This is a genomic window from Oceanobacillus locisalsi (genome assembly GCF_042675985.1).
Classification (GTDB): Bacteria; Bacillota; Bacilli; order Bacillales; family Amphibacillaceae; genus Oceanobacillus; species Oceanobacillus locisalsi.
On sequence record NZ_JBHTKK010000007.1, the window covers coordinates 113,102 to 139,446 of the forward strand.

The window sequence follows — 26,345 nt, forward strand, 5'->3', positions numbered from 1 at the left end:
ATCATGTAAAGACGCGAAAAACATATATTTTGTCGAAATAAACATTTTTTACTGTCTTCATTTTTTATCATTTGACAAAAACTGCTAAAACCCAAATAACAATCTAATAGATCCTCATCCTTTTTACTTATTCACTACAAACATAGCATTTGCTTCCTCTCTCCGTTACAATAAAATCAGAAGATAATGCGTTACGAACATCGGAGGTATCTCATTGAGTAAAGAAAAAATGCAGCAGGAAGCAGCAGCTTTCTTAACAACCTATTACGAAGAAACCGGCGCTTCTGCAGAAAATGCACAGGCCCGAATCGAGGAAGCCACAGCAGAAATACATACAAGCGGGACGTATACACAAACATACGAGGAAATGGCCTACGGAGCAAAACTGGCATGGCGAAATTCAAATCGCTGCATCGGCAGACTGTTCTGGGAACGGCTGGAGATTGTTGACGCCAGAACCGCAAATTCAGAGGAAGAAATATTCGAATTCCTGTTCAATCATTTGAAAAACGCCTTTAACCAAGGAAGAATTAAACCCTATATCACGATCTTTCCAGCCACCTCAGCAAAAGAAGAAACCGTGACCATCTGGAACCATCAATTGCTGCGCTATGCCGGCTATGAAACAGAAGAAGGGATGATCGGTGATTCCGATTCGCTGGCATTCACAAAAATATGTGAGCGATTAGGCTGGCAAGGCAAAAGAACCCATTTTGACATCTTGCCTCTTGTGATTCAAATTGGCAATCAGCCGCCTGTCTGGCGAGAAATCCCAGACGTATTGATTCCCGAAATTCCAATGGAACATCCAACCTATGAAGCCGTAGCCGACCTGCATTTAAAATGGTACGCTATTCCGGTTATTACCGATATGCGCCTGGAAATTGGCGGACTGCATTACATAGCTGCCCCTTTTAACGGCTGGTATATGGGAACAGAGATTGGGGCCAGAAACTTTGCAGATGAACACCGCTATAATCTGCTGCCGAAAATGGCAGAAATCATGGGCTTAAATACAAAGCACGCCAGTAATTTATGGCAAGACCGCGCGCTTATTGAATTGAACGAAATGGTACTGCATTCCTTTAAAAAACAAGGTGTATCCATCGTCGATCATCACACCGCCGCATCCCAATTTCGCGTTTTTGAAACGCAGGAAGCAAAAGCAGAACGCGACATAACCGGAAAATGGACCTGGCTTATCCCGCCTGTCTCCCCGGCAACCACACATGTCTGGCATCAGCCGTACAACAATGAATGGAAAAAGCCGAATTTCTTTTACCAGGATAGGGGCGGCCGGCGCGGGGAGGGTTGTCCGTTTCATGGGTGACAAGTTATGTGCTGGTTCACTGGCAGGAAGTGAACCAGCATTTGTGTTCCATCAGCCTCTTAATATACGCATTAAATCATAGTTTCTGTATTTTTTATTACGTTTTACATCTTTTTCGGTAAATAACAATTCTTTATCGACTAAGCGGTTCAATGCTTGACGTGCAGCATTGGCAGATATTTTGGTTTGCGCGGAAGCCCCTTTCACAGTAGTAAATGGATCTTGAAATGTATACAGCCACATGGTTTTCTCTGAATTGGTTTCACACTTTTTCAACCCATCTTCAGCAAGTTTTTCAGCTTGATATAACTTATGATTTAATTGATCTGCCATCCGCTCACTTGCCTGTATAAAAAAGAGAATCCAGTCACCCCATTCCGGATTTTCTCCCCTGGTGGCATTCAACATATCGTAATAACGTGCTTTTTCTTTTTCAAGCTCTTCACTTACAAAAAAAGTAGGTTTACTAATCATCTTTGACTGAATAAGATGTAAAACGATAAGAATTCTTCCTAAACGGCCATTTCCATCTAAAAAAGGATGAATCGATTCAAATTGCGCATGAATAATTGCTGTTTTAATTAATTCATTTGCATTTTCATCAAAACAATATGAATCTGATGATATATGCTCTTTAGACAATGTTCCGCCATATGGATGACCATTGATAAATAACTCTAAATTATGCATAAAAGATGCAATATCTTCCGCTGAAACCGCGATATAACTTGCCTCTTCAATTCTATTCGAGGGGCCAATAAAATTTTGTATTTTCCGGTAATCACCCGCAGCTTGTTTTGACCCTCTTGCATCCTCCATCAAAATCTTGTGTAAATCTTTTATCATTCGTGTACTAATAGGGTAACCTATAGTGATTTGATGATAACCTTCCATTAAAGCACGGTGATAATTCGTTACTTCTATAATTTCTTTTCTCGGTTTCGTATCATGTATTTCTTCAACCATATCTGTAAATGTCACCTGTGTACCTTCAATTCTCGTAGATTCAACCGATTCATTTAAAGATAGCAATTCAATAAGGTGCGTACTAACAAGCGGTGATCGGAACCTCTCTTCTAATGCTCCGATTTTCCTCGAAATCATTGGCAGCTTTTCTAATATCTTTAATGCTTGACTGGTGGACACTCCAATTGGGAGCTTACTTACACCTTTTTTCACCATATAAACACACTTTCTCATTATTTTTTAGTTATTATTCATTATACCTTTTATATAACGCAATTATAACAATAATTTGCGTTAAAATGTATAATATCATATTTCAAATAAGAAATAGGTGTATCTACTCTGATAAAACGTTTATATTTATTTGTTTGTTGCTGTTAGATAGTATATCGGATTGTTTCGTACAGATGTGAAGTTATAGGGGCGTTTTTATTTGGTGTTCTCAAAAATAAAAAAGAGTCCTCATAGCCAGACATAAGATTCAAGCTAAGAAGGACTCCATGCATATACAAAATGTATCAAAGATATAATCATCCAGAAAACTTCATCTTATAAAATAACTGCTGCGATTACACCAAAAATAAACAGAGGAATATTGTAATGCAAAAAGGTAGGTACACAAGTATTCCATATATGATGATGTCTTCCATCAGCATTTAACCCAGCAGTCGGTCCAAGCGTACTGTCTGAAGCAGGTGATCCTGCATCTCCCATGGCACCTGCTGTCCCAATAAGTGCTGCGGTTGCCAAGGGAGATAACCCAGCTGCTGCACAGATTGGAACATATAATGCTGCCAAGATAGGAATCGTACCAAACGATGTACCAATCCCCATTGTGATGAATAATCCAACCACCAACATTGTTGTAGCAATAAGAAACGATGATGTGCCAACCATGGAAATTGCCTGTTCAACCAATTGTTCAATATCTCCAGTTTCTTGTAATACAGTTGCATAACCAGAAGCAACTAGCATAATAAAAGCGATCATTCCCATCATTCCAATACCCTGTTGGACAACTTTTTCGTTCTCGTTCATTTTTATCACTCTAGTTACAAATAAGACAATGATTCCAGCCAATGCTCCAAGGATAAGCGATTCCGTTATAAGCTGTGTTACCAAAGCTACGATAATTCCAACAATCGTCATCCATTGATAAAATCCCCATGTCCTCCCTTCTTGCGTATAGGCAACTTCTGTATTTGCTTCGTTCGGATTCCCCTCCTTAGGCAGATGATCTTTACGATATGTGATAAAAATTGCCACAAATAATCCTACTACCATCCCTGCCCCAGGTATCAACATAGATATTGTTACTTCATTCAAACTGATAGCCATGTTATTCGCTATCATTTCATCCCTAATAATGCCTTGAAATATTAAACCAAACCCTACTGGTATTGTCATATATGGAGCTTTAAGTCCAAATGTTAAAGCTGCAGCAACTGCTCGCCTATCTAATTTCAATTTATTAAATAAACCTAACAATGGTGGAATCAAAATAGGTATAAAAGCAATGTGTACAGGTATTATATTTTGCGATAAGCAAGCAATCCCAGCAATCGTCAAAACTAAGGCTGTTTTTTTGCCCTTAAAGAGGATTAACATCTTATTTACAAGTGTTGTTGTAATACCTGATAAACCAATCATTACAGCAAATATACCGAGCAGAACATAACTTAATGCTGTATTTGACTGTCCCCCCATTCCCGATACCATTAGTTCTGCTGCTTCCGCTAAACTCATTCCAGACATTAAACCCGCCGTTAAAGCTGCAAGAATAATAGCGAACAAAACATTGACACGAAATAAACTTACCACTACCATCACAAGCACACTTACTAAAACTGCATTTGTAAGCATCTCCCAACTCCCCCTTTATTTTTCAAGTATTTATGAGGTATCATGCGAGGCAACCTCTCATGATAGCGCTATCATTTTTTTAAAAAAAGAAGAGACAGCTTTACGCCCTTCATAAATACCTATGAGTGCTGTCTCTTTTTTATTTATTTAATACAAATTTCTTTTTCTAAAACGCTATTGTTTTGATGTAGCGGATTTAATACTTGATTAACCTTCTCTATATCTTCTGAAAATACTCTATCTTTAGTGATACTCGGAATAAAACCTCGCATTTTCTCCCATTTTTTCTTTAATTTTGGTGATACATTTTCTACTCCTTGATATTCTACTGCTTGTAGGGCACAAATACATTCAATCGCCAATACACGCCGCGCATTCTGTATCATCATTCCTGCATGTCGTGATGCCGTCATTCCCATGCTGACATGATCCTCTTGATTAGCAGAAGACGGAATGGAATCTACACTTGCCGGATGTGCTAATGTTTTATTTTCTGATACAAGTGAAGCTGCAGCATATTGCATAATCATTGCGCCTGATTGTAAGCCGGGTTCCGGGCTTAAAAAGGCAGGTAACTCATTTAACTGTGGATTTACTAATCGTTCAGTACGCCGTTCAGATATATTTGCTAATTCTGCAACAGCAATCTTCAAAAAGTCCATTGCAAATGCGATTGGCTGACCATGAAAATTCCCACCCGAAATAACAACTTTTCCTTCTTCAAAAATAAGTGGATTATCCGTAGCCGCATTCATCTCAATCTCCAGTTTTTCCTTCACATAATCAAGTGCTTGCCATGACGCACCATGCACTTGTGGAATACAACGCAGGGAATAAGCATCCTGTACTCGCTTTTCACCTTGCCTAGTGGTCAGTTTGCTACCTTCTAACCATTCCTGCATTCTTTTTGCTACATCCACTTGTTGAGGATAACCCCTTGCTTCATGTATTGCAGGATGGAAGACGTCAACAATACCTTCTAATCCTTCCATTGTCATCGCAGCAATCCATTCACTGTCAAAAGCAAGTTGTTCCGCTTCTATATAATTGACCACCCCCTTGGCAACCATTGCCTGCGTTCCATTGATAAGCGCCAGCCCTTCTTTCGCTTGCAAAGTAATCGGTTGCACCTCTTTTTCAGAAAAAATGGCAGCTGAATCAATTATTTTTCCGGAATTGTCATAAACCTTTCCTTCTCCAATTAAAACAAGTGCTAAATGAGCCAATGGAGCTAAGTCGCCAGATGCTCCTAAAGATCCTTGTTGCGGAATGACTGGATGAATGCTTTTATTAATCAATTCAGCTAGTAATTCCACTAATTCCCCGCGAACTCCTGAAAAACCTTTTATCAATGCATTTAAGCGCAGTACCATCATGGCGCGTGATACAATCTCCGGAAACGGGTCACCAACTCCGCATGCATGGGAACGGATTAAATTTAATTGCAAATTTTCTACATCTTTTTGATTGATAATCACATCACTAAATTTTCCAAAGCCTGTATTAATTCCATATACCGTTTCTTTATCAGCTACAATTTGTTCTACAGCACATCTGCTCTCATAAACTTCCTCCATACTATTTTCTGAAATAGACACTTTTTCTTCAGCAATCAGAATTCTTTTCATTTGATCAATTGTTAAAGAATGTCCTGTTAATTCAATCATAGTTTATTCCTCCCTCTTATCGATTTGTTTTTCTTCTGTTAAAGTGATTTTCTCTAAAAACATCAAAAAGAGGTGATAACGGCATACCAAAGTAAGCCATCATCACCTCCTAACAACTCGTTACTATAGGTCATGATTTCATATTTGATTGTTAAATGTGATTAATTCCCAAACCAACCGCTTCATGTTCCAATCCCCTTATAGGCGCTCCAATTGTCCCGTAAAAGGCAACGGCTATCCATTCTCCTTCTTTTTCCTCTGCATATGGTTCTCCGCGTACAACAACAAAGCGAAGGCCTACTGTCCGCATTGTCTCTCCAATCGCCAATTGTCCTCTGGTTACACCTTCAAGCGCCTCAACAATTGTATGGTATAATGCGTGGGTTTCTCGATAAACCCCTTCTTCAATTAATCCGCTTCTTTTAACTGCTGTTTCTACTGCGGAAATAACTTTCTGCATATTCATGGATCCCACTTTCCCAAGACATGTATCCACCTCATCAAATATGGATTCAAAGGAGCTATATTCATTTTCATCTAACATAGCAAGTAACGTTGCAATTTTTCCAATGCGAATTTTTTGCGACATGTAAACGCTCCTTTTTATTTTCAAAATAAACTGTTAACTACTAATTACCTTTAATTATGATCTGAATAGTGTTAATAGTCAATTATTTTATTAGTATTTAATTTTTAACGAAAAAGAATTTTTGATACTTCCCTGTTATATTTATATGATCTCTTTTCCTTTTTGATAACCTATTATCGAACGAAATTTCATTCAGTGGGATTTTTATAATCTGTTCTCTGCAATAAATTTAGGAACCGTAATTGCTTGGAATTTTATTAAAATGATTCGTTTTACCTTAAAGTAATAAATATCCCACTGGAGCAGCAATCAAAATAGTTAATACAACTCTTTCAAACCATATTACAATTAGCTTTGGAATACTAATGGGAATGTCTGTTGATAAAATAACTGGTACAACAGCTGAGAAAAAGATGATAGAAGAAATACATACTACCGCTATTACGTACTTCGTAATTAAAACTGCTTCCGTCACCATTAGAGCAGGTAAAAACATTTCTACAATTCCCATGGAAGCGGCTTTTGTTGCTAATAAAGGCTCCGGTAATTGCACTAACCATGTGAAAGGATAAAAAATATAACCAACAATATCAAAGATTGGTGTATATTCTGCTAACACCAGTCCAAGTAAGCCAATAGACATAATAGATGGCAAAATTGCCATCGTCATTACCATTCCATCCTTAAAATTCATTTTAATATTTTTAAATAAACTCGGTGCATTATCAGCAACTTCCATCGCTTGCCCCCATGCTACCTTTAAGCGGTGTTCTTTAATTACTTCTTCATATTGAGGTTTAGCCCCATTGTAATATTCATTACTCATTTTATTCAGCGGCCATAACCGTACAGTAATTGCCGTTACTAAAAATGTGATGATAAGAGTTGACCAGAAATACAAGTTCCAAATATCCATTAAACCTAATGTGTTAGCAACAACGACCATAAATGTAACAGAAACAGTAGAGAATCCAGTTGCAATAATGGAAGCCTCTTTAACTGAATATTTTCCTTCTTTGTATACACGATTTGTTATCAGTAATCCAATTGAATAACTGCCAACGAATGAAGCAACTGCATCAATTGCAGAACGGCCGGGAGTTTTCCAAACAGGCTTCATAATTCTTTGCATTAACACCCCAATAAATTCCAGAAATCCATAACTTACGATAAGCGCAAGGAATATTGCACCAATGGGAACGAGAATACCAACAGGTGTAACTAGACTATTGAATATGAAAGGGCCCATATCTGGATTAAATAACCAAGCTGGGCCAATATTCAAAACAATCATTAGAGCAGCGACTAATCCTAAAAGTTTAAAAAAAGATAAAACTGTATTTACCTTACCTTTATTCCATGTACCATTAATAAAAGGATAAATCGCACCCAAAGCAATAACTATTAATAAATAATAAGGTACAAAAGTGGGAAAAGTATTTCGAATGAAAGTTACCATGTGGTCTAGCATAATGGAAGTATTTCCGTTAATCGTTATGGGAATAAAAAACATAAATCCACCTATTAAACTATAAATGCTGAATTTGATAATATTTTTACGATTATTCTTATAATCATCATCAACATCATATTTAGTCGTTTGACTCTCTCTCATTTTACACCCAACCTTTTTTATTTGAATTTAGTCTGTTAACAATATACTCCCATAACAAAACCTTTATCTTCATTGGCTTAGTTATTGCGATAATCGCCCTTTTCTCCCCTCTTACAATATCCAGTCAAAAACGACAACATCGTATGAACGGCATTTTTCACCGTAATTTGTGCAACATCTTTTCTCGGATCCAGACAAACAATATCCATCGCTTTGACTTTCGGATGTTCTCCGGCAAGCTGAACAGCATCAAATAATTCTTCTGTATACATCCCGCCTGGCGCTGCTGCCGGTGTCCCAGGGCCATGTACAATGTCTAATACATCCATATCTACCGTTAAATAGATCGTATCTACTTGTTGATTCAGCTGTTCTAATGCATACGCAATAACTCGCTCTACACCTTCTTTGCGTGCCTGCTTCATAGTCATATAACGAATCCCATTTCGATTTGCAACGTATTTTAGTTCTTTTGCGTTAAAGAAACCATGGAGCCCAATGGTGTGGATATGCTCTCCTTTAACCGTACCACTCTCAATAATATTTCGGATTGGGGTACCATTTGCCGGACCAAATATTTTCAGATCACGTAAATCAAAATGAGAGTCAATTTGTAAAATTCCAATTGTCTCCTTAGGATGCGCCTCTTTCCACCCCTTTACCAGCCTAGCCGTGATGGAGTGATCACCGCCCATCGTAATCGGTAGAGTGTGTGGATGATGACTTCTTATTGCAGCCATTGCCTCTTCAATATTTCGGTGGGAAGAGGCGATGGCTGTTACATGCTGCTTCACATCTCCTAAATCAACTACCTTTAACGCTGCCAAATCTATATCTTCATCCAGATTGTACGTACCAAAGGATTTCCATGCTTGCCGCATCGCGTCTGGATTTTCACTGGCTGCTGATGTACTGATAGAAGATTTAGAAAGCGGAACACCAAGGATCGTCACATCATATGGAGACCAGTCCACCTCGGTATCTCCAATCGTTTCAATCCATTCATGCACCTTTAAATCTCTTGTTTTATCCGTTTCTTTCGTCCATATCATACTGGGCCTCTGCAGCATTGGGTAAGGATAGTGACTCATTGTAACTGCCCCTCCACGACAAGCTGCTTCCCAGATTTTATAACCGTATCCACATGATTCATGCCATATTGATACGATAACGTTAAATAATTGGGAACATCAAAAATCGTAATATCTGCTTTTTTCCCTGCTTCCAGGCTCCCCGCTTCATCCGCAACACCAATAGCATGTGCCGCATTGATCGTCGTTGCAGTCAACACTTCTTCAGGTGTCATATTCATCTTCAGACAGCCTAAATTCATGATAAACGGCAAGGAAATGGTAGGAGAAGATCCTGGATTTTGATCCGTTGATAATGCCACAGCAACCCCTGCATCGATCATCTTCCTCGCAGGAGCAAATTCTGCCATTAAGAAAAATGCTGTACCAGGTAATAAAACACCAACAACTCCTTTTTCCGCCATTGCCTTTATCCCTGCATCGGAGGCTTTCAGAAGATGATCCGCCGAAATGGCACCCACTCCTGCAGCTAATTCCGCTCCGGCATAGGCTTCAATCTCATCAGCATGAATTTTAGGAATCAGTCCATGTTTTTTACCAGCTTCTAATACACGCTTTGATTGTTCTGGTGTAAATACACCGCGCTCACAAAATACATCATTAAATGTAGCCAGTTTTCTTTCGGCCACTTCCGGAATCATTTCTTCTACGACACGTGTAACAAACGTTTCCGGATTCTTTTTCTCATCCAGCGGCACCGCATGCGCTCCCATAAATGTAGAAACAATATCCATCGGATGATTTTGCCGCAACTGCTCTGCCACTTCTAACTGTTTTAATTCATGTTCAAGCGTTAATCCATATCCGCTCTTTGCTTCAACGGTGGTAACACCATGTAATAAAAACTTATCTAATCGTTTTTTCGACGCTTCATATAATGTTTCATAGCTGGCAGACTGTGTAGCACGGGTTGTGGCATGAATTCCCCCGCCAGATTCCATAATCTCCATATAGGTTTTTCCTTTTAAACGCATGGCATATTCATTTTCACGTGTTCCAGCATGAACAAGATGCGTATGTGGATCAATCAAACCAGGTGTGACAGTTTTGCCTGATGCATCAATTTCCGTTGCAGAATCAAGTTGTTCTTGGTATTTTTTGCGAATTTCTGTGTCTGTACCTACCTCAACAATGTTGCCATCTTCTATCCAGATACTCCCATGTTCTAAAATTGTTATATCAGACATCGCCTCTTTTTTGGCAGGCTTATGAGAATGTCCAGCCATGGTAACTACTTGGTTTGCATTTGAAATAAACAGCTTTTGTGTCAATGTTTTCCCCTCCTGAAGTTACATTCTATCTATTTACCAGTACCATTGAAAATAGCACTCCCCAGTCAAAGAACTGCTTTTCCCAGGGAGTTGCTATCCATATTATTGATCTTTTAACATCGGAATTTTCATATTCTTCTTACGGGCTGTTTCCTGGGCTAACGCGTAGCCAGCATCTGCATGACGGGCAACCCCCATCCCAGGATCTGTCGTTAACACACGATCCAATCGTTTTTCCGCATCTTTGGTACCATCCGCTACAATGACCATGCCAGCATGGAGGGAGTATCCCATTCCTACGCCGCCGCCATGATGGACACTGACCCAGCTTGCTCCACCAACACTATTAATCAGAGCGTTTAAAATCGGCCAATCCGCAACTGCATCACTACCGTCCTTCATCGCTTCTGTTTCCCGATTCGGCGAAGCAACAGAACCGGAATCGAGATGATCTCGGCCAATAACGATTGGAGCACTTATTTCACCGCTGGCAACCATTTCATTAATAATTTTTCCAAAACGGGCGCGTTCTCCATAGCCAAGCCAACAAATACGTGAAGGCAACCCTTGGAAACTCACCTTTTCACGAGCCATACGAATCCAGTTACATAAATGCTTATTATCACTAAACTCCCGCAAAATAACTTCATCTGTTTTATAAATATCTTCTGGATCTCCCGATAAAGCTACCCAACGGAAGGGTCCTTTCCCCTCGCAAAATTGCGGACGAATATAAGCTGGGACAAAACCAGGAAAATCAAAAGCATTTTCCACTCCTTCGTCCTTTGCTACTTGGCGGATATTATTCCCATAATCAAAGGTAACAGCGCCCTGTTTTTGCATTTCCAGCATTGCTTCAACATGCTTTGCCATACTGGCTTTGGAAAGTTTCGTATATGCGGCTTCATCTTTTCCTCGTAAATCAGCGGCCTTTTCCAGACTGAATCCTTCCGGAATATAACCATTCAATGGATCATGTGCCGATGTTTGGTCCGTTAGTACATCTGGAGTAAATCCTTTTTCAATCATTTTCGGCAGCAATTCTGCTGCATTTCCCAACAATCCAATAGACAACGCTTTCTTTTCCGAACGGGCTTCATTAGCAAGACGAACGGCTTCATCCAAATCATCGGTATACGTGTCTAAATACTTCGTTTCGATTCGGCGATTAATTCGATGCTGATCTACTTCCATCGCGATACAAACACCGCCATTCAACGTTACCGCCAGCGGCTGCGCACCGCCCATTCCACCGAGACCTGCAGTCACTGAAATGGTACCAGCCAAATCGCCATGGAAATGTTGCTTGGCACATTCCGCAAATGTTTCATAGGTTCCTTGAAGAATCCCTTGGCTTCCAATATAAATCCAACTTCCTGCTGTCATTTGGCCATACATCATTAATCCTTTTTGATCCAGCTCATGAAAGTGATCCCAATTTGCCCAAGCAGGAACAAGATTTGAATTGGCAATTAAAACTTTCGGTGCATCTTTATGAGAGGGTAAAACAGCTACAGGCTTGCCAGACTGAACTAGTAATGTCTCATCTTCTTCTAATGTTTTTAAAGAAGTAACAATCGCATCATAGCATTCCCAATTTCTTGCTGCTTTCCCTATTCCTCCATAAACGACTAATTCATCTGGGTTTTCTGCTACATCCGGATGCAAGTTATTATTTAACATTCGTAATGCAGCCTCTTGAATCCATCCTTTTGTATTTAATTCCGTACCTCTGTATTGCTTGATTTCTCTTGATTTTGTCTCCTCCATCACGCATTCACTCCTCATTGAAGTCTTCTGATAATTCTTATTTTATCAACGAGGAGAAACGGAATATAGATAACTCCAATTCGAAATAAGATAAAAATAATCGGATATTATAAATAAATAATTAAAACGCTTTCACATTATAGAAATAATATTAGATTGTTATAAAAATATATGATAATTAATCAATCTTCCTATTTTTCCTTATTGTAGTCTCCACTCGCGAGGTGTTAGTCCTGTATATGATTTAAATACTCTACTAAAATAATTCGGATTGCGGAAACCAACGGCGATTGAAATATTTTGTATGGACTCATCTGTCGCACCGAGCAGTTCTTTCGCTTTTTGTAATCGAAAATAAATTAACATTTCACGAAATGATTGATGATATTTTTTGGCAAGAATATGACTTAAATAAGAAGAACTTCGGCCAACATGCTCTGCTACTTCTGTTAATGAAAGGGTCGTATCGCTATAATGATTTTCCATATACCCGATGGCTGCCTCAACGACATCGGCTTTCGCATACATTTGCTGCTTTTTAACTGTTTGAAACAGATTATAAATAAACAGAATAAGTTCTTGGACAATCCGATATAAAACAGGACTGTATAAAATAATCTCAAATATCTTTTTATAATAAACCTCAGTCTCTTGATCTGTAATTCCTTTACGAAACATAAAGCGACGTATTTGCGCAAGAATACTTGTTAAACGAGTACGAAGCAACCCCGGTTCAGGATAAGGGGGCTGCATATCAAAAAATGCCTCATACAACCATGTTTTCAACTTATCTCCCTGGCCTTCATCCAACATAAAAACCCAATTTCTTTGTTCTTCCACTGTTAAAAAAGGGTCTATTTCCACCCAATTCTGTAACTCTTCTGAAGGCAACACCTGCCCATAACCGATAAAAAAAGTTGTTTCCATTATTCGGAGGAGCTTCATATAAATTTGATGAAGAGAGTCTTCCTTCTCCATATGTACAGCTATCGCAATCGAACTTGCTTCCACATGTCTCCATTCTCTTAAAAATCGCTGCGCTTGTTTTAATGGAGATGGAAAATCATGATGGAACACAAGAACAATACAATCATGCGTCGAAAACACAGATGGCTTATAATCAAAATCAAATTGGTGAATAAAAGATCGTAAATCAGTTAACGTTTCCCTTTGTTCCGCCTCTAATAAATAGACTGGATAAGGATAAGGCACTTGGTCATCCATAAATAAAGATTCGTATCGCACAACTTGACCCAGTTCTGTTTCTGCTTTTTTCTTACGATTTACCGTTAGGTTTCCAATAGCTTGTTGTATAGCATGCTTCATACGCGAAGGCGAGAGTGGCTTCACCCATAAATCAACCGCCTTCAAAGACATCGCCTGCATTGCCCGCTCAAATGTTGCTTCCGCAGTAATCGCTATGACCTGCCCAGAATACTGATGAATAAATGATTTCACCATCTCCCATTTATCCTCCGATACCATATCTAATTCAATACATAAAATATCGGGAAGTTCATTTTCTAGCATTGCTAGCATATCGGTTACATGATTCGTTAAATGAATATTCGTTATTGGAAAAGAATATTTAGATAGCAGCCAATTAATACCATGGAGTTCTTCTTTATCACGGTCAGCGAGAAGTAGTTTGTAGATAGGAAGGACCTCCTTACAGGATGAATTGTTATATGTTTATTGTATTATAAGTGGTTATTGTTGGGTATGGGTTTGTGGTTTTATTTGTCAACTCTAATTGAATTAAAATCACACAATAATAATATGAATCGAATAAATTAAAAATAAAAGGATATAATGAATTTATGATTTAAATAAGTAATTCTAATTTAGATTTTACTTTTTAATTACTATTGACTATAATAAACGATAAGGAGGGATGTCTAAAATGTTACTTACTTTTGAAATCGAAAACTTTTTATCCTTTAAAGATAAGCAAATATTTACTTTCCTGGCTGATTATAATCGGGCGGATATCTTCAATGGTAATACGATTGCAAAAATACCCAAAAACAGAGATTCCAGCAAAAAATCGAATGTTTTAAACGGATCGCTGCTTTATGGTGCAAATGCTGGTGGAAAGACAAATTTTATCAGTGCTTTTCACACTTTAAAACAAATTGTAAACCATGAGGACAGCTTGAGACAGCTTCACGGAGAATTTAGTTTTAAATTTACCAACACTCCAAAACCAGCATCATTTAAATTAGCTATACTAAAAGAATTAAATGAAAAAAACTATGTTTTACATTATGAACTATCATTTTCCAAAAATGAAATTACTTATGAAAAACTGACCAAACAAACTGTTAAGCATACCAAATTAGGAAAAGAATCTGTCATTTACGAAAGAAATTATCAAGACCTGGTACAATATGATACAGCAATCCAATCTCTTGTATATGATTTCCTGCCTAAAAACTTTCAGCACAGCACATTGCTGCATTTATTTGTAAATAAAATTAATCACTCCTACTTTAAAGATATTGTTGAATCCAAAGAGTTTCAATGGATGAATGAAGTTTACCGTTTTATCACACAAGATATTGTTTTAAAAAATCAAGACGGCATATCCAAAAGTGATTTAGCTGACCGTATAAATGAAGATGAAGGCTTAAAACAAGCAATACTCGGCGCGTTGGATGATGTTGATATAACCATTGATGATTTTGAAATTATAGATATCACAGATGCTTATATAAATGAGCTTCGTCAGAGTACTCTGGAACTAAATGAATACACACGTAATCAAGTTATTCATGAACAAGAACAGAAGCGCATCTTTGATATTAAAACAATCAGAAAATCAGATGACAACCATTATCCTTTGGAACTTATGAACGAATCCAGAGGTACCATTGAATTTATCCGTGACTTCATTCAAATTTTTGACTGCATTCAAAATAATAAATTATATATCGTGGATGAAATCGAAAACCATTATCATCCTTTGATTCAGTTTTATATTATAAAGAGATTTTTAGGTTCACCTGATGATAATTCTAAATCGCAGGGGCAATTTCTCTTTACTACACACAATACAGATTTTCTGGAAGCCAATTTATTAGCAAAGGAACAAATCTGGTTTATTGATAAAAATCAGCAAACATTAGCATCCGAATTCTACCGCTTTTCTGAATTTCAGGAGATTTCTTATAAGAATCATAACTGGAGAAATTTATACAATGAAGGACGATTTGGGGCCATTCCCAAGGTGATGGATTAGTGAGAAAAACTACTCCTATTATTCATATGTATATTGAGGCAAAGCAAAATAAAACAAATACAGAAAAAGAATATTTTGGAATACTAAATAGAAACTTTGAAAATATAAGAATAGAGTTTTTACCAAGCTATCCAGAACTGCAAAAGAAAGTTAGGGAAGCAAATAAAAAAAAGAATCGTACACTATTTAAAAACGATGAATTTGTCGCCATTTTAGACGGAGATATTGATTATAATAACAAAGAGATAAGCATGGAAGACCGAATCCGGAAAATTGAACAGTTAGCCAAATTAGATAAAGTGAAAATTTATCTCTCCAATCGATGCTTTGAAAATTGGATTGTATTACATTATGAACGTTTTTCTAAGTTTACGGATCACCGTACTTCTTTCCCGATACCTGACTACACTAAGACAAGGTCCTGGTATCGGGGGCAAAGAGATTTTTTATTAAGCAATCAAGAGACTGCAATCAAAAATAGTATATCCATTCGGAAAGAAATTTACCGGAATAATCAAATCAGCAGATATGCTGTTGATGAATTACCTTTTCTTCAGTCAAAAGAGCAGATTAAAGAAATACTGGAATTGAATCCGATCACTTACTTAGATTTACTGGTTGAGATGTTGAATGAAAAGAATAGACAGTAAGTTTATGATTTATTTTTATCAAATGCATAGTAATTCCATATCTACTATGTATTTGATTAAATGATTTCTTTCAACTTAGTTCTCCTGCGAAAGAAATTAATGCTGCTTTAATTACATTATATTATTTGATTAGTTATTAGAAAAACAGCAATTTTTAAGAAAAGTATTTATTCATTCTCAAAAATATAAACAAAAGACTACTATACTATATTGTAGATAAAGAAACCTGATGAACTATATTTTTTAATGGAATAACCGGTTTGATATATAATAAACTGGCTGAGGTTTGATTTAATCCGTTAAATGAAGTTAGCAAAGTACACCTTTCTTTTCAAACATGATGTATTTTCTTACATAAAATAAGAGACCCTAACCCAAAAGCTAGAGTCTCTTAAACATATTATTTTATTGAAGTAATTGTAAAACACCTTGTGGTTGTTGGTTGGCTTGCTTTGCCGCTACGTTTTTCAATCATAGAATAGACTATATCTTCACCCTTCAATTTCAAAGGGGCTGGGCACTTCGAATGATGAACGATTTCATCATCCTACGAATCTCATTGCCATTGTTTTGACCACTTTAGGCAGTACATTCTAGTCGTTGAACCTTCGCCAGGTTTTCACCACAGGCGCTTGGCTGCTGATTATCCATTGTTTCATTGCTTTGTTTTTCAAACCATCACGTTTGCCGTTTCCAGCTCCGTTGTGGTACAAAACACTTTAGGAAGTTCCAGCAATTCACCCAGTTATTCTCTAACCCGTTACCAAATTAGACGCCCTCATCAAATTACTGAAGAAGTTGTAATACTCCTTGAGTAATTGACTGAGATTGAGCTAACATAGATTGCGCTGATTGAGAAAGAATATTGTTCTTAGTGAACTCCATCATTTCTTTCGCCATCGTGCGAACATTTACTTTCATAAATGACTAGACTATATCTTCACCCTTTTATTATTTAAAAGGGGCCGGGAACTTCGGATTCTGAAAGATTAAGCGCCTCTCTCATTCACCTACGAATTTCATCACCATCGCATGCGCATTAGGTGGTTTATTCTAGTCGTTGAATCTTCTCCGGAGTTTCCTCATAGGAGCTTGACTGCTGATTGCCCAATCTCGTCTTTTTTCAAACCTTCACGTTTGCCGTTTCCAGCTGCGTTGTGGTAAGACAAGCTCTAAGGGGTTTCCAGCAATTCACCCGGTTGTAATCACTAACCGTTACCAGTTAGGACGACTGCGACTGTCACTGTCTAAGCAGCTAAGTCATAATCAGTGTCACGGATACGAGATTCCGCTGCAGTTAAGTTTTCAGCAGATGTTCCTAAGTTATTGATAGTATGTTCTAAACGATTTTGTACTGCTCCAAGATTGGAACGTTCCGTAGATACAGTTTCAATAGCTTTATCAATTTTTGCAATTTCATTATCAAAATCAAATGGAGTATCTGATGTTGGTGGTTCAGCACTAGGGTCCCCTGGTTCACCCATTACATTTAAATCATTAACTTCTAACGCCTCAGCACTCATATCATTAATGTTTATAGATAATTGTTGTTCTTCATTCGCCCCTACTTGGAATGTTATTTTATCATTTTCAAATGAGCCGTTCAATAAGTTCTTACCGTTAAATTGAGTACGATCAGAAATGCCCTGACTATCGGAAGTACCACCTAGTTCTTCCGTTAATGAATCCAGCTCATCTTGAATCGCTTGTAAATCTTCAGTTTCTTGAGTACCAGTATTACCAGCTTTTACAACAAGTTCTCTCTGACGTTGCAATATGGAATGTGTTTCATTCAAAGCACCTTCAGCAGTTTGAATAAGAGAAATCAATTTTGTTATCGCAGCAGTATTTAATCCACCGCTTCTTTATGTTTCCATAAAGTTCAGATCATATCTTCATCCTCTTAAGGATGCTCCGCGCTCGTGGGCAGGTTATTGGTTATGTATCCTCACTACCTGATCGTTACACCTTCCCGGCTACCGCTTGCTTACAATTCACCAGGCTTGGCTCGGTATTGCCCACCATCCACAACTGCCAGTTTGGTTTGGGGTTCCACCGAATTCACGGAGTTGTCATCTAAGTATTGCTACTTAGAGCGGCATTTAATGTCTACCGTCCTGCGCATTGGTAGAAGCTTGCTCCAACCCTCTAATCTGACCACGCATTTTTTCTGAAATAGATAATCCTGCAGCGTCGTCTCCAGCCCGATTAATCTGTTGTCCAGAAGTTAGTTTTTCTAAAGACCCTTGCACATTGTTTTGGTTTGCACCCAACTGACGATGCGCGTTAATCGCAGAAATATTGTGATTAATAATCATAATTTTTTACCTCCATGTAATTGTCATTTTTTTGAGCCACATCCTTGTGAACTCATCTATATTAACCTAGCAGGTCAATATCAAAATAAATAATAAACGTTAAGGCCCTAACGAATCATCTTTTGATGACCTATTTCTTTTATCGGCAAAGCGAATAAATTGTTGAAGCACTTTTTAGATATTTTTTTAATTTTTTTGATGAAAATGCATTTTTATGCGATACTTTCTTTTCAAAATAAACATGCCTCCATTTACAAAGCTCTTTTAAGGGAATGTAAAAAATTACTACCTCTAATATTCTTTATTATTCTCGTATTTACTGTTAGAATCTTGCTTAAGAGCCTTATCACATCTTTTTATGCCATATCCAAATTAGCTTTTCTGTTTGGTAATTGGAGAGGGCGTGAGAGTATGTCGGAAATAGATGAATTGAACAAGCAGATTGAAATGAAGCGTAAAGAAATGTATGCAGTATATGAAAAAGATCCAACGGACCCGAATTTGTTGAAACTATCGCAGTCGCTGGATAAATTACTGAATCAACTAGACCAGATGTTAAAAAAATCTTAGTAATAACAAACGCAAGATTTCTTAAAGAGGGATTTTTTACTTACGCAGCAAAATCAGGATAAATATTTTCAATTTGTCCTATAAATCAAAAATGAAAAAATCCCATGCAATGAAAAAAATGATAATGAATAGCGACACTTTCTGGTAATTGCTTAATGTTGCGACTTTGTTTAAAGCTAAAAACAAATTACCGCATTCTATTATGCAAAAACATGGATGGATAATATGTATAGAAAGAATAAGGCTGTACTCCAACTTTTTGAGTGGATAAACCTTGGTAACTTTGTCCACTCAAAAATATTATCTTTTAAAAAATAGGTACGGAGTGCAAGTAAAATACATATTAAAGAAGGATTCCCTATGACAAAACTTGGGAATCCTTCTCTTTTTGTGTGATAAAAACTTTAGTATTTATACTCCGCTACTTTTACTGTTAAATCTTCTGCCATCGTAGACAGGGATTTTGCGGATGCCGAGATTTCTTCCATAGAAGCCAGCTGTTCTTCTGTAGAAGCAGCAACTTCCTGAGAAGATGCAGCATTATTTCTGGCAATGGAAGCAAGATCATTGGCCGTTGCTGTTACTTGCTGAACAGACGCAGACATTTGCTCGGAGATAGCCATCACTTCTTCCATTTGCGGCTTTATTTCTCCGCTTGACTGCAGAATTTGTCCAAATTTATCAATCGCATCATAAGACACATCTAAGCCATCATTGACATTAGCTGTTACTTCGGACATTTTGTCAACCGCTTTTTGCACATCTGCCTGGATACCGTGAACGATCGAGCTGATTTCACCGGCTGATGTTTTCGATTCCTCCGCTAATTTACGCACTTCATCCGCAACAACAGCAAACCCTTTTCCATTTTCTCCAGCACGAGCCGCTTCAATCGCTGCATTCAATGCCAGCAAGTTGGTCTGCTCAGAAATATCCGTAATTGCTTTTAATATCGTATCTACTTCTTTTGATCGTTCCAGCAAGGAGGAAATATCCAGATTGGTATTATCTACAGACGTTTGAATCGACGTCATTTGATTTAACGTATTGCTGACGGCTTGTCCTCCGACTTCCGCCTGCGTACTCATTTGACCTACCATTTCCGATACTTTGGTAGAGCTGTCGACAATCCGGCCGACACCGGTAGAGACTTCCTCTAAGGAATTCGCACTCTCTTCTGTACCATGCAGCTGTTTTTCGGAGCTGGAAGATACTTCTTGAATCGCTAAAGATACCTGTTCCGATGCGTTTGTCATTTGGTCGGCATTCGCCGTTAATTCCTCTGCAGACGCTGCTACTTGCTGTGCATTATGTTCTACATCATGGACCAGACTTCTTAATCCCTCCTGCATCTCATTAAAAGCCTGACCCAGTTCGCCAATCTCATCCTTCGTTTTTATTTCAATCGAATGCGTCAGATCACCGGTACTGATGATTTTCGCATTTTCTTTCAGATTTTGGATTGGACGGGTAATGGAACGAACCAATAATAGAATAATAACCGTTCCCAGCACTAAGGTGATGACAATAATCGTTATCATCGTTACGAATGTAGATGTTGCTTCATCTTTAATCTCATCATAATCAATCGTTCCTGCCAGTTTCCATCCGGATAATTCATTTGTCTGGTACACCATGATTTTCGATGTATCCTCAAAGGTATATTCATAACTGCCAGCATCATCATCAAACATCGTTCCCAGTACACTATCTTCTGCTTTTTCCCCCGTTTCAAAGGTTGGGTGATACACATAATTTTGCTGCGGATCAATCATGACAGCATAGCCATTTTCCCCAATCGAAATTTCAGAAGCTAATTCCTGGATGGAATCGATGTACAAACTTACCCCCATAACACCGGAACCATCATCCAATGTTTTGGTGATGCTGACTACAGTCCCTGTTTCACTTGCACTTTCAAATGGTGCGGAAATTTGCACTTCTCCAGGATTATCTACGGCATTGATAAACCAATCGCGTTCGGTTGCATCGAATCCTTCTGGTAATTCTGTATCCGGCTGTCTATAAAATAAATCGCCGTCATTGGAAGCGACATACACTTCGGAGACATCCTCATTCATTTCATTATATTGCCCCAATACTTGATCTAATGTTTCTTCATCGTCTTCTATTTGCCTGCTGTTAAATTGTGCTGCAAATGCATTCAAATCACTTATTTTCAGTTCGAGGGCATTATCGATAGTCTGATTCAGCACCGCAGCAGTATCTTTTACCTGCTCTGTCTGTTGATGCTCTAATGAATCGATCGAACTGAAATAAGTCATGATCCCAATGGTTAATCCTGGAACCAACAACATAAAAAAGAAGGATAAAACTAATTTAAATCGAATTCCTTTTGGTTTCGTTAATTTCTTCACTACGGACTCTCCCTTGATATAATCTTTCATTTTATCGCGATGTAGCTGTATACTCCCGCTATATAAAGTTTTCCTATTATAATATCTCGTATGCTTTGATATGTTCATGTATCGAACCAGTTAGTTATACAAACAAGCCCCTACTCGGTTTATAGAAATAAGTACAAAATAATTCCGATTGTCTCCCTCCCTTTTTATACAAAACACTATACTTATCCCTAAGATTTCATACCTATTATGTATCGGTAGATTTTTAATAAAATAAATATATTATCATGATTTCATGATTTTAAACCTGTTTCTTACATACTTGGTCATGACTAAATATCTATAAATATTAAAAACTGTATTGGAACAACGTGCTTTGTACAAACGCGTTCCAATACAGTTCAATTAGATTATATTTTCCATAGTTAACGTGTTTAAACAATTATCTTGCTTCAAATAGAGTGAAGTTATTCCTTTTCATATTTATACACGTTAATCTTCTCCGTTAATTCCTCCGCCATAGAAGACAAAGATTTTGCGGAAGCGGAGATTTCCTCCATGGATGCCAGCTGTTCTTCCGTAGAAGCTGCTACTTCCTCCGAAGATGCAGCGTTATTTCGGGCGATGGTCGCTAAATGATTGGCAGTGGTGTTCACCTGTTCAACCAGTGCAGCCATTTGTTCCGAAGTAGCGGTTACTTCTTCCATCTGCGGTCTGATAGTTTCACTTGTCCGGATGATTTCTCCAAATTTATCGATAGCATCATAAGATACATCTAAACCATCATGGACAGAGTCGGTCACACGTCCCATTTTCTCCACGGCTTTTTGTACATCATCCTGGATACCTTGCACAATGACACTGATCTCGCTTGCAGATGTTTTGGATTGTTCTGCCAGCTTCCGCACCTCATCGGCAACCACCGCAAATCCTTTGCCATGTTCGCCGGCGCGGGCCGCTTCAATTGCTGCATTCAGCGCCAGCAAGTTTGTCTGCTCGGAAATGTCCGTAATCACATTGAGAATCGTGCTGACTTCTTTCGAACGCTCTAATAAAGAATCAATATCCTGATTGGTTTCTTCCACAGATGATTGGATAGACGTCATCTGATTCAATGTATTATTAACAGCCTGTCCACCTACATCCGCCTGTTCATTCATCTGTTTCACATATCCGGAAACGGTTGTTGCACTGTTTACAATCTTCTCTACTCCAGTCGATACTTCTTCTAACGCGTTTACACTGTCCTCTGCACCGTCTAATTGGTTTTCCGCACTGGAAGACACTTCCTGAACTGCAAGGGATACTTGTTCAGAGGAGCTCGTCATTTGATCTGCATTGGCAGTCAGCTCTTGTGCAGATGCCGCGACTTGCTGTGCATTCATTTCTACATCACGGATTAATTCTCTTAAACTGTGCTGCATTTCATTGAAAGCTGTGCCAAGCTGTCCGATTTCATCATTCTTGGTGACGCGAATTTCCTTTGTCAGATCTCCAGTACTAATTATTTTTGCTCGTTTTTTCAGTCCGTTAATAGGGCGGAGAATCGATTGGATGGTGACAGCATTAATACCGGCTCCAATCAGAAAGGCAACAATCATTACAATAACCAGTGTTTTGATAATACCCGATGCACTATCTTGAACTTCCCCATAATCAATACTCCCTGCTAATGTCCAGCCCGTGAACGGGTCGGTATCATAAACCAGAATGTGGGATGCACTTCCCTTCTCATATTCCAAAATCCCTGCTTCCTGCGCATCGGTTAATTGATTATCAAGGTCTTCCTCCAGATCCGAACCTACCTCATAATTCGGGTGAAAAATCACGCTTCCTTCGCTATCCAGTAAAATCGGGTAACCGTTTTCACCGATTTCAACAGATGAAGCCATTTCCTGGACAAAGTCGATCGATAAATCGATTCCGACAACACCTGATCCATCTGCTAATGATTGGGACATGGTTACAACCGTACCGCCATTCACCGCTGCTGTTTCATAAGGAGCAGAGACAATTAATTCTCCCGGATTTTCCATCGCTTCGATGTACCATTGCTGCTCTCGGGGATCATAGCCATCTGGGACCTCTGTTTCTTGTTGAATCAGGAATGTCCCTTCTTCTGAACCGAAATAAACTTCATTTACTTCCTCATGAAAATGTAGATATTGGTTAAAAACCGTAAGTAACTCATTATCCTCTTCTTCTATTTGGTCTCCTCTCGTGTTTTCAGCAAAAACATCAATATCGCGGCTTTTTAATCGGAGTGTATCATCAATATTCTGCCCCATCAGGGTGATAATTTCATTTACCTGCTGTTCCTGCTGCGCTTGCATAGAGTTGACAGAAGTTTGGTACGTTAAAAAACCAATCAGGATAATCGGTATAATTAAAATAGAGGAAAAAGATATAACTAACTTTTTCTTAACGCCATTTGTCTCTTTTTGTTGCTTCATCTTTACCAACCTCCTATTTCTAAATTCTTCTCATTTTTTATCGGTTATATTTCGATAAAACTGAATCTTTTCTCCTTATTTCCCTACTTCTAACCTAATTAAAATTACTCTTTTGAATAGAAATATCTACACATAGAAAGAATCCCGAAGCAAGTTATACAGTTACTTGCCTCGGGATTCAGATGACTTTCAGAGCCATTTCTTCTTGCTTTTTAATACTGGTATCTACTTATCTTTTCTGTTAAATCTTCCGCCATCGTGGACAAGGATTTTGCGGACGCTGAAATTTCTTCCATAGAAGCAAGCTGTTCTTCAGTTGAAGCAGCTACTTCCTGCGAAGATGCAGCATTGCTTCGTGCACTTGCTGCCAAATCATTGGCTGTGTCCGTAACTTGTTGCACGGCAGCTTGCATCTGCTGGGAAATCGCCATAGCTTCCTGCATTTGCGGCTTAATATCGGCACTGGATTGAACGATTCCTTTAAATTTGTCCATTGCATCATTGGATACTTCTAAGCCTTTATCTACATTAGCAGTTACTTGAGACATTTTCTCCACAGCATCTTTCACATCTGTTTGAATGCCTTGAAGGATGGAGCTAATTTCCCCTGCAGAAGTTTTCGATTGTTCTGCCAGCTTCCGCACCTCATCGGCAACCACCGCAAATCCTTTCCCATGTTCGCCGGCACGGGCCGCTTCTATTGCTGCATTCAGCGCCAATAAATTCGTCTGTTCAGATATATCGGTGATAACTTTTAGAATCGTACTTACTTCATTCGAACGCTCTGTTAAGGAAGTAATGTTGACATTTGTATTATCCACAGAAGATTGAATGGACGTCATTTGATTTAATGTATCCGTAACAGCTTCTCCGCCGACTTCTGCCTGGTCACTCATATGATTTACCAATTCGGTTACCTCAGATGCGCTGTCGACAATTTTACCGACACCAGTGGATACTTCTTCTAAAGCATTGGCACTGTCTTCTGTTCCGTTCAGCTGTGTTTCCGAGCTGGATGATACTTCTTGAACAGCCAATGATACTTGTTCCGACGAACTTGTCATTTGATCGGCGTTGGCTGTTAATTCCTGTGCTGAGGCAGCGACTTGCTGTGCGTTCCATTCAACATCTTGAATCAATCCTTTTAAGCTGTTTTGCATATCATTAAAAGCAGTGCCTAACTCGCCGATTTCATCTTTCGTCTTCACTTCAATGGTTTGTGTTAAATCTCCGCTGCTGATTGTTTCAGCTTTGGCTTTTAATTCCTTAATCGGACGGATAACGGAACGGATAAGAAGTAAAATAATACCTGTCCCGATAACGACGGTAAGGGCCAGAACAATGGTAACCGGTGTAGAGATTGTTTTCGCCTCGGCAAGCACTTCACTGTAGTCAATCGTTCCTCCTAATTTCCAGCCTGTCGTATCATTGGTTTCAAATACCATTATTTTTGACGTGTCATTGTAGTCATAATTAAACGTTCCATTTTCTTGTTCATACATCTTTTGATAAAACGATTCTTCCGCTTGTTCCCCGCCTTCTATCTCCGGATGATATATAAAGTTCTGATTATTATCCAATAAAAGGGCATAGCCGTTTTCACCTACGTTCATCTCTGATACCAGCTGCTGAATAAAATCAATGGATACATCAAGACCGATCGCTCCCGATCCATCTTCCAATGCTTTAGCAACACTTACTGCCAGCTGTCCATTGCCGCTTGCAGTCACATAAGGATCCGATATAATCACTTCTCCCGGATTCTCCATCGCATCTTGATACCAATCACGTTCTCTGGGATCGTATCCTTCTTCCATTTCTAACTCCGGCTGCATATAGTAATCTCCTGTGGTCGTCGCAAGATAAATTTCCGGTGCTTCTGCATGCATCTCAATATATTCAGACATTCTTCGCTCTAAGTCATCGGTGTCTTCTATGACATCTTCTGTAATCACATTCGACAAAACCTCTATATCGTTCTGCTTCAATGCAAACGTATTATTAACGGTTTGATCCATCACTGCAGTCAGCCTCTGCACCTGCTCCTTCGTCTGTTCCTCTATCGTATCGGATGAGCTGATGTACGACATGGCAGCTATGATAGCCCCCGGTACGAGTAAAATGAGGAAAAAAGATAATACTAACTTAAACCGTATTCCTTTAGCTTTAAATATTCTTTTCATTTCCATCTCTCCTTATCTATATTCTATATCGGGAGAAAAACAGAAAATATGTATCGAAAATATAAAATTATAGAAAAAGTTCATATTTATTACCTAAAAATATTTCATCATTCCCTATTATACAAACAAAATTCCTGATATTATTTTCACATTTCATCCAAAAATTTATTTTTACATAAATTGAACTAATAAACCTGTCTTTTGTGCTTAAACAATGAAGTTATTTATTTTAGGATTAAGCATAATAACTAGCGGAGGAAAACACGGAGACTCCTGTGGGAACAGGGCGAGCTGAAGATCCACTTGAAAAGCGGGTTTCTTTTCAAGTTAGCTGAAGCCGTCCCCATGGCAGACTAAGAACGCAACGTCCTGGGGTTGCGCTTACTCACCCCATTAAAACCG

The 26,345-nt window shown here is 38.4% G+C and carries 17 protein-coding genes and 2 pseudogenes; 4 read left to right on the forward strand and 15 right to left on the reverse strand.

Annotation, left to right across the window (positions count from 1 at the left end):
* Positions 1–214: 214 nt before the first annotated feature.
* The gene (locus ACFQ19_RS08070; RefSeq protein ID WP_379591568.1) at positions 215–1,330 is read left to right on the forward strand and encodes a nitric oxide synthase oxygenase; all 1,116 of its coding nucleotides are present in this window, start codon (positions 215–217) and stop codon (positions 1,328–1,330) included.
* Positions 1,331–1,381: 51 nt separating this feature from the next.
* Here the strand turns inward: ACFQ19_RS08070 and ACFQ19_RS08075 are convergent, their stop codons facing one another.
* From ACFQ19_RS08075 to ACFQ19_RS08115, 9 genes are all read right to left on the reverse strand, one after another.
* The gene (locus ACFQ19_RS08075; RefSeq protein WP_379591569.1) at positions 1,382–2,512 is read right to left on the reverse strand and encodes a Fic family protein; all 1,131 of its coding nucleotides are present in this window, start codon (positions 2,510–2,512) and stop codon (positions 1,382–1,384) included.
* 333 nt (positions 2,513–2,845) lie between these two features.
* Positions 2,846–4,159, reverse strand: coding sequence for a Na+/H+ antiporter family protein (locus tag ACFQ19_RS08080; RefSeq protein ID WP_379591570.1), 1,314 nt, complete (start codon positions 4,157–4,159; stop codon positions 2,846–2,848).
* Between the two features lie 143 nt (positions 4,160–4,302).
* Positions 4,303–5,826 (reverse strand): histidine ammonia-lyase, encoded by a 1,524-nt coding sequence (gene hutH, locus ACFQ19_RS08085; protein ID WP_379591571.1) that lies wholly within the window; start codon positions 5,824–5,826, stop codon positions 4,303–4,305.
* Between the two features lie 151 nt (positions 5,827–5,977).
* Positions 5,978–6,415, reverse strand: a complete 438-nt coding sequence (hutP, locus tag ACFQ19_RS08090) for a hut operon transcriptional regulator HutP (RefSeq protein WP_379591572.1) — start codon at positions 6,413–6,415, stop codon at positions 5,978–5,980.
* Positions 6,416–6,692: 277 nt separating this feature from the next.
* Entirely contained in the window at positions 6,693–8,030 is a 1,338-nt protein-coding gene (locus ACFQ19_RS08095) for a YjiH family protein (RefSeq protein WP_379591573.1), read from the reverse strand.
* A gap of 77 nt (positions 8,031–8,107) precedes the next feature.
* A complete protein-coding gene (locus ACFQ19_RS08100) occupies positions 8,108–9,121 on the reverse strand; it encodes an agmatinase family protein (RefSeq protein ID WP_379591574.1) in 1,014 nt (337 codons plus the stop codon).
* Positions 9,118–10,347, reverse strand: coding sequence for an imidazolonepropionase (hutI, locus tag ACFQ19_RS08105; RefSeq protein WP_379591588.1), 1,230 nt, complete (start codon positions 10,345–10,347; stop codon positions 9,118–9,120). Before hutI ends, ACFQ19_RS08100 begins: the two co-directional genes overlap by 4 nt.
* Positions 10,348–10,494: 147 nt before the next feature.
* Positions 10,495–12,162, reverse strand: coding sequence for a urocanate hydratase (gene hutU, locus ACFQ19_RS08110; RefSeq protein WP_379591575.1), 1,668 nt, complete (start codon positions 12,160–12,162; stop codon positions 10,495–10,497).
* Between the two features lie 201 nt (positions 12,163–12,363).
* On the reverse strand, positions 12,364–13,818 hold the full coding sequence (locus tag ACFQ19_RS08115) for a helix-turn-helix domain-containing protein (RefSeq protein ID WP_379591589.1): 1,455 nt from the start codon (positions 13,816–13,818) through the stop codon (positions 12,364–12,366).
* 247 nt (positions 13,819–14,065) lie between these two features.
* Between ACFQ19_RS08115 and ACFQ19_RS08120 the strand changes: the two genes are divergently transcribed.
* Together ACFQ19_RS08120 and ACFQ19_RS08125 are read left to right on the forward strand one after the other, a co-directional pair.
* Entirely contained in the window at positions 14,066–15,403 is a 1,338-nt protein-coding gene (locus tag ACFQ19_RS08120; protein WP_379591576.1) for an AAA family ATPase, read from the forward strand.
* On the forward strand, positions 15,403–16,053 hold the full coding sequence (locus ACFQ19_RS08125) for an RloB family protein (RefSeq protein WP_379591577.1): 651 nt from the start codon (positions 15,403–15,405) through the stop codon (positions 16,051–16,053). Before ACFQ19_RS08120 ends, ACFQ19_RS08125 begins: the two co-directional genes overlap by 1 nt.
* A 786-nt stretch (positions 16,054–16,839) precedes the next feature.
* Here the strand turns inward: ACFQ19_RS08125 and ACFQ19_RS08130 are convergent.
* From ACFQ19_RS08130 to ACFQ19_RS08140, 3 genes and pseudogenes are all read right to left on the reverse strand, one after another.
* A complete protein-coding gene (locus ACFQ19_RS08130) occupies positions 16,840–16,974 on the reverse strand; it encodes a flagellin (protein ID WP_379591578.1) in 135 nt (44 codons plus the stop codon).
* Between the two features lie 326 nt (positions 16,975–17,300).
* Positions 17,301–17,879 (reverse strand): annotated as a pseudogene (locus ACFQ19_RS08135) (flagellin N-terminal helical domain-containing protein); the annotation flags it as partial.
* A gap of 285 nt (positions 17,880–18,164) precedes the next feature.
* Positions 18,165–18,371, reverse strand: a pseudogene (locus ACFQ19_RS08140) (flagellin N-terminal helical domain-containing protein); the annotation flags it as partial.
* 411 nt (positions 18,372–18,782) lie between these two features.
* On the opposite strand from ACFQ19_RS08140, the gene ACFQ19_RS08145 reads away from it, so the two are divergent.
* Positions 18,783–18,941 carry an aspartyl-phosphate phosphatase Spo0E family protein gene (locus ACFQ19_RS08145; protein ID WP_379591580.1) on the forward strand — a complete coding sequence of 53 codons (159 nt, stop codon included), beginning with the start codon at positions 18,783–18,785 and terminating at the stop codon, positions 18,939–18,941.
* A gap of 404 nt (positions 18,942–19,345) precedes the next feature.
* On the opposite strand, the gene ACFQ19_RS08150 is transcribed toward ACFQ19_RS08145, so the two are convergent.
* The 3 genes from ACFQ19_RS08150 to ACFQ19_RS08160 all read right to left on the reverse strand — a co-directional run bounded on the left by ACFQ19_RS08150 (position 19,346) and on the right by ACFQ19_RS08160 (position 25,943).
* Complete coding sequence (locus ACFQ19_RS08150; protein WP_379591581.1) at positions 19,346–21,319, reverse strand: methyl-accepting chemotaxis protein; 1,974 nt, start codon at positions 21,317–21,319, stop codon at positions 19,346–19,348.
* A gap of 455 nt (positions 21,320–21,774) precedes the next feature.
* Positions 21,775–23,760, reverse strand: coding sequence for a methyl-accepting chemotaxis protein (locus tag ACFQ19_RS08155; protein WP_379591582.1), 1,986 nt, complete (start codon positions 23,758–23,760; stop codon positions 21,775–21,777).
* A gap of 212 nt (positions 23,761–23,972) precedes the next feature.
* Positions 23,973–25,943 (reverse strand): methyl-accepting chemotaxis protein, encoded by a 1,971-nt coding sequence (locus tag ACFQ19_RS08160; protein WP_379591583.1) that lies wholly within the window; start codon positions 25,941–25,943, stop codon positions 23,973–23,975.
* Between the last annotated feature and the right edge of the window lie 402 nt (positions 25,944–26,345).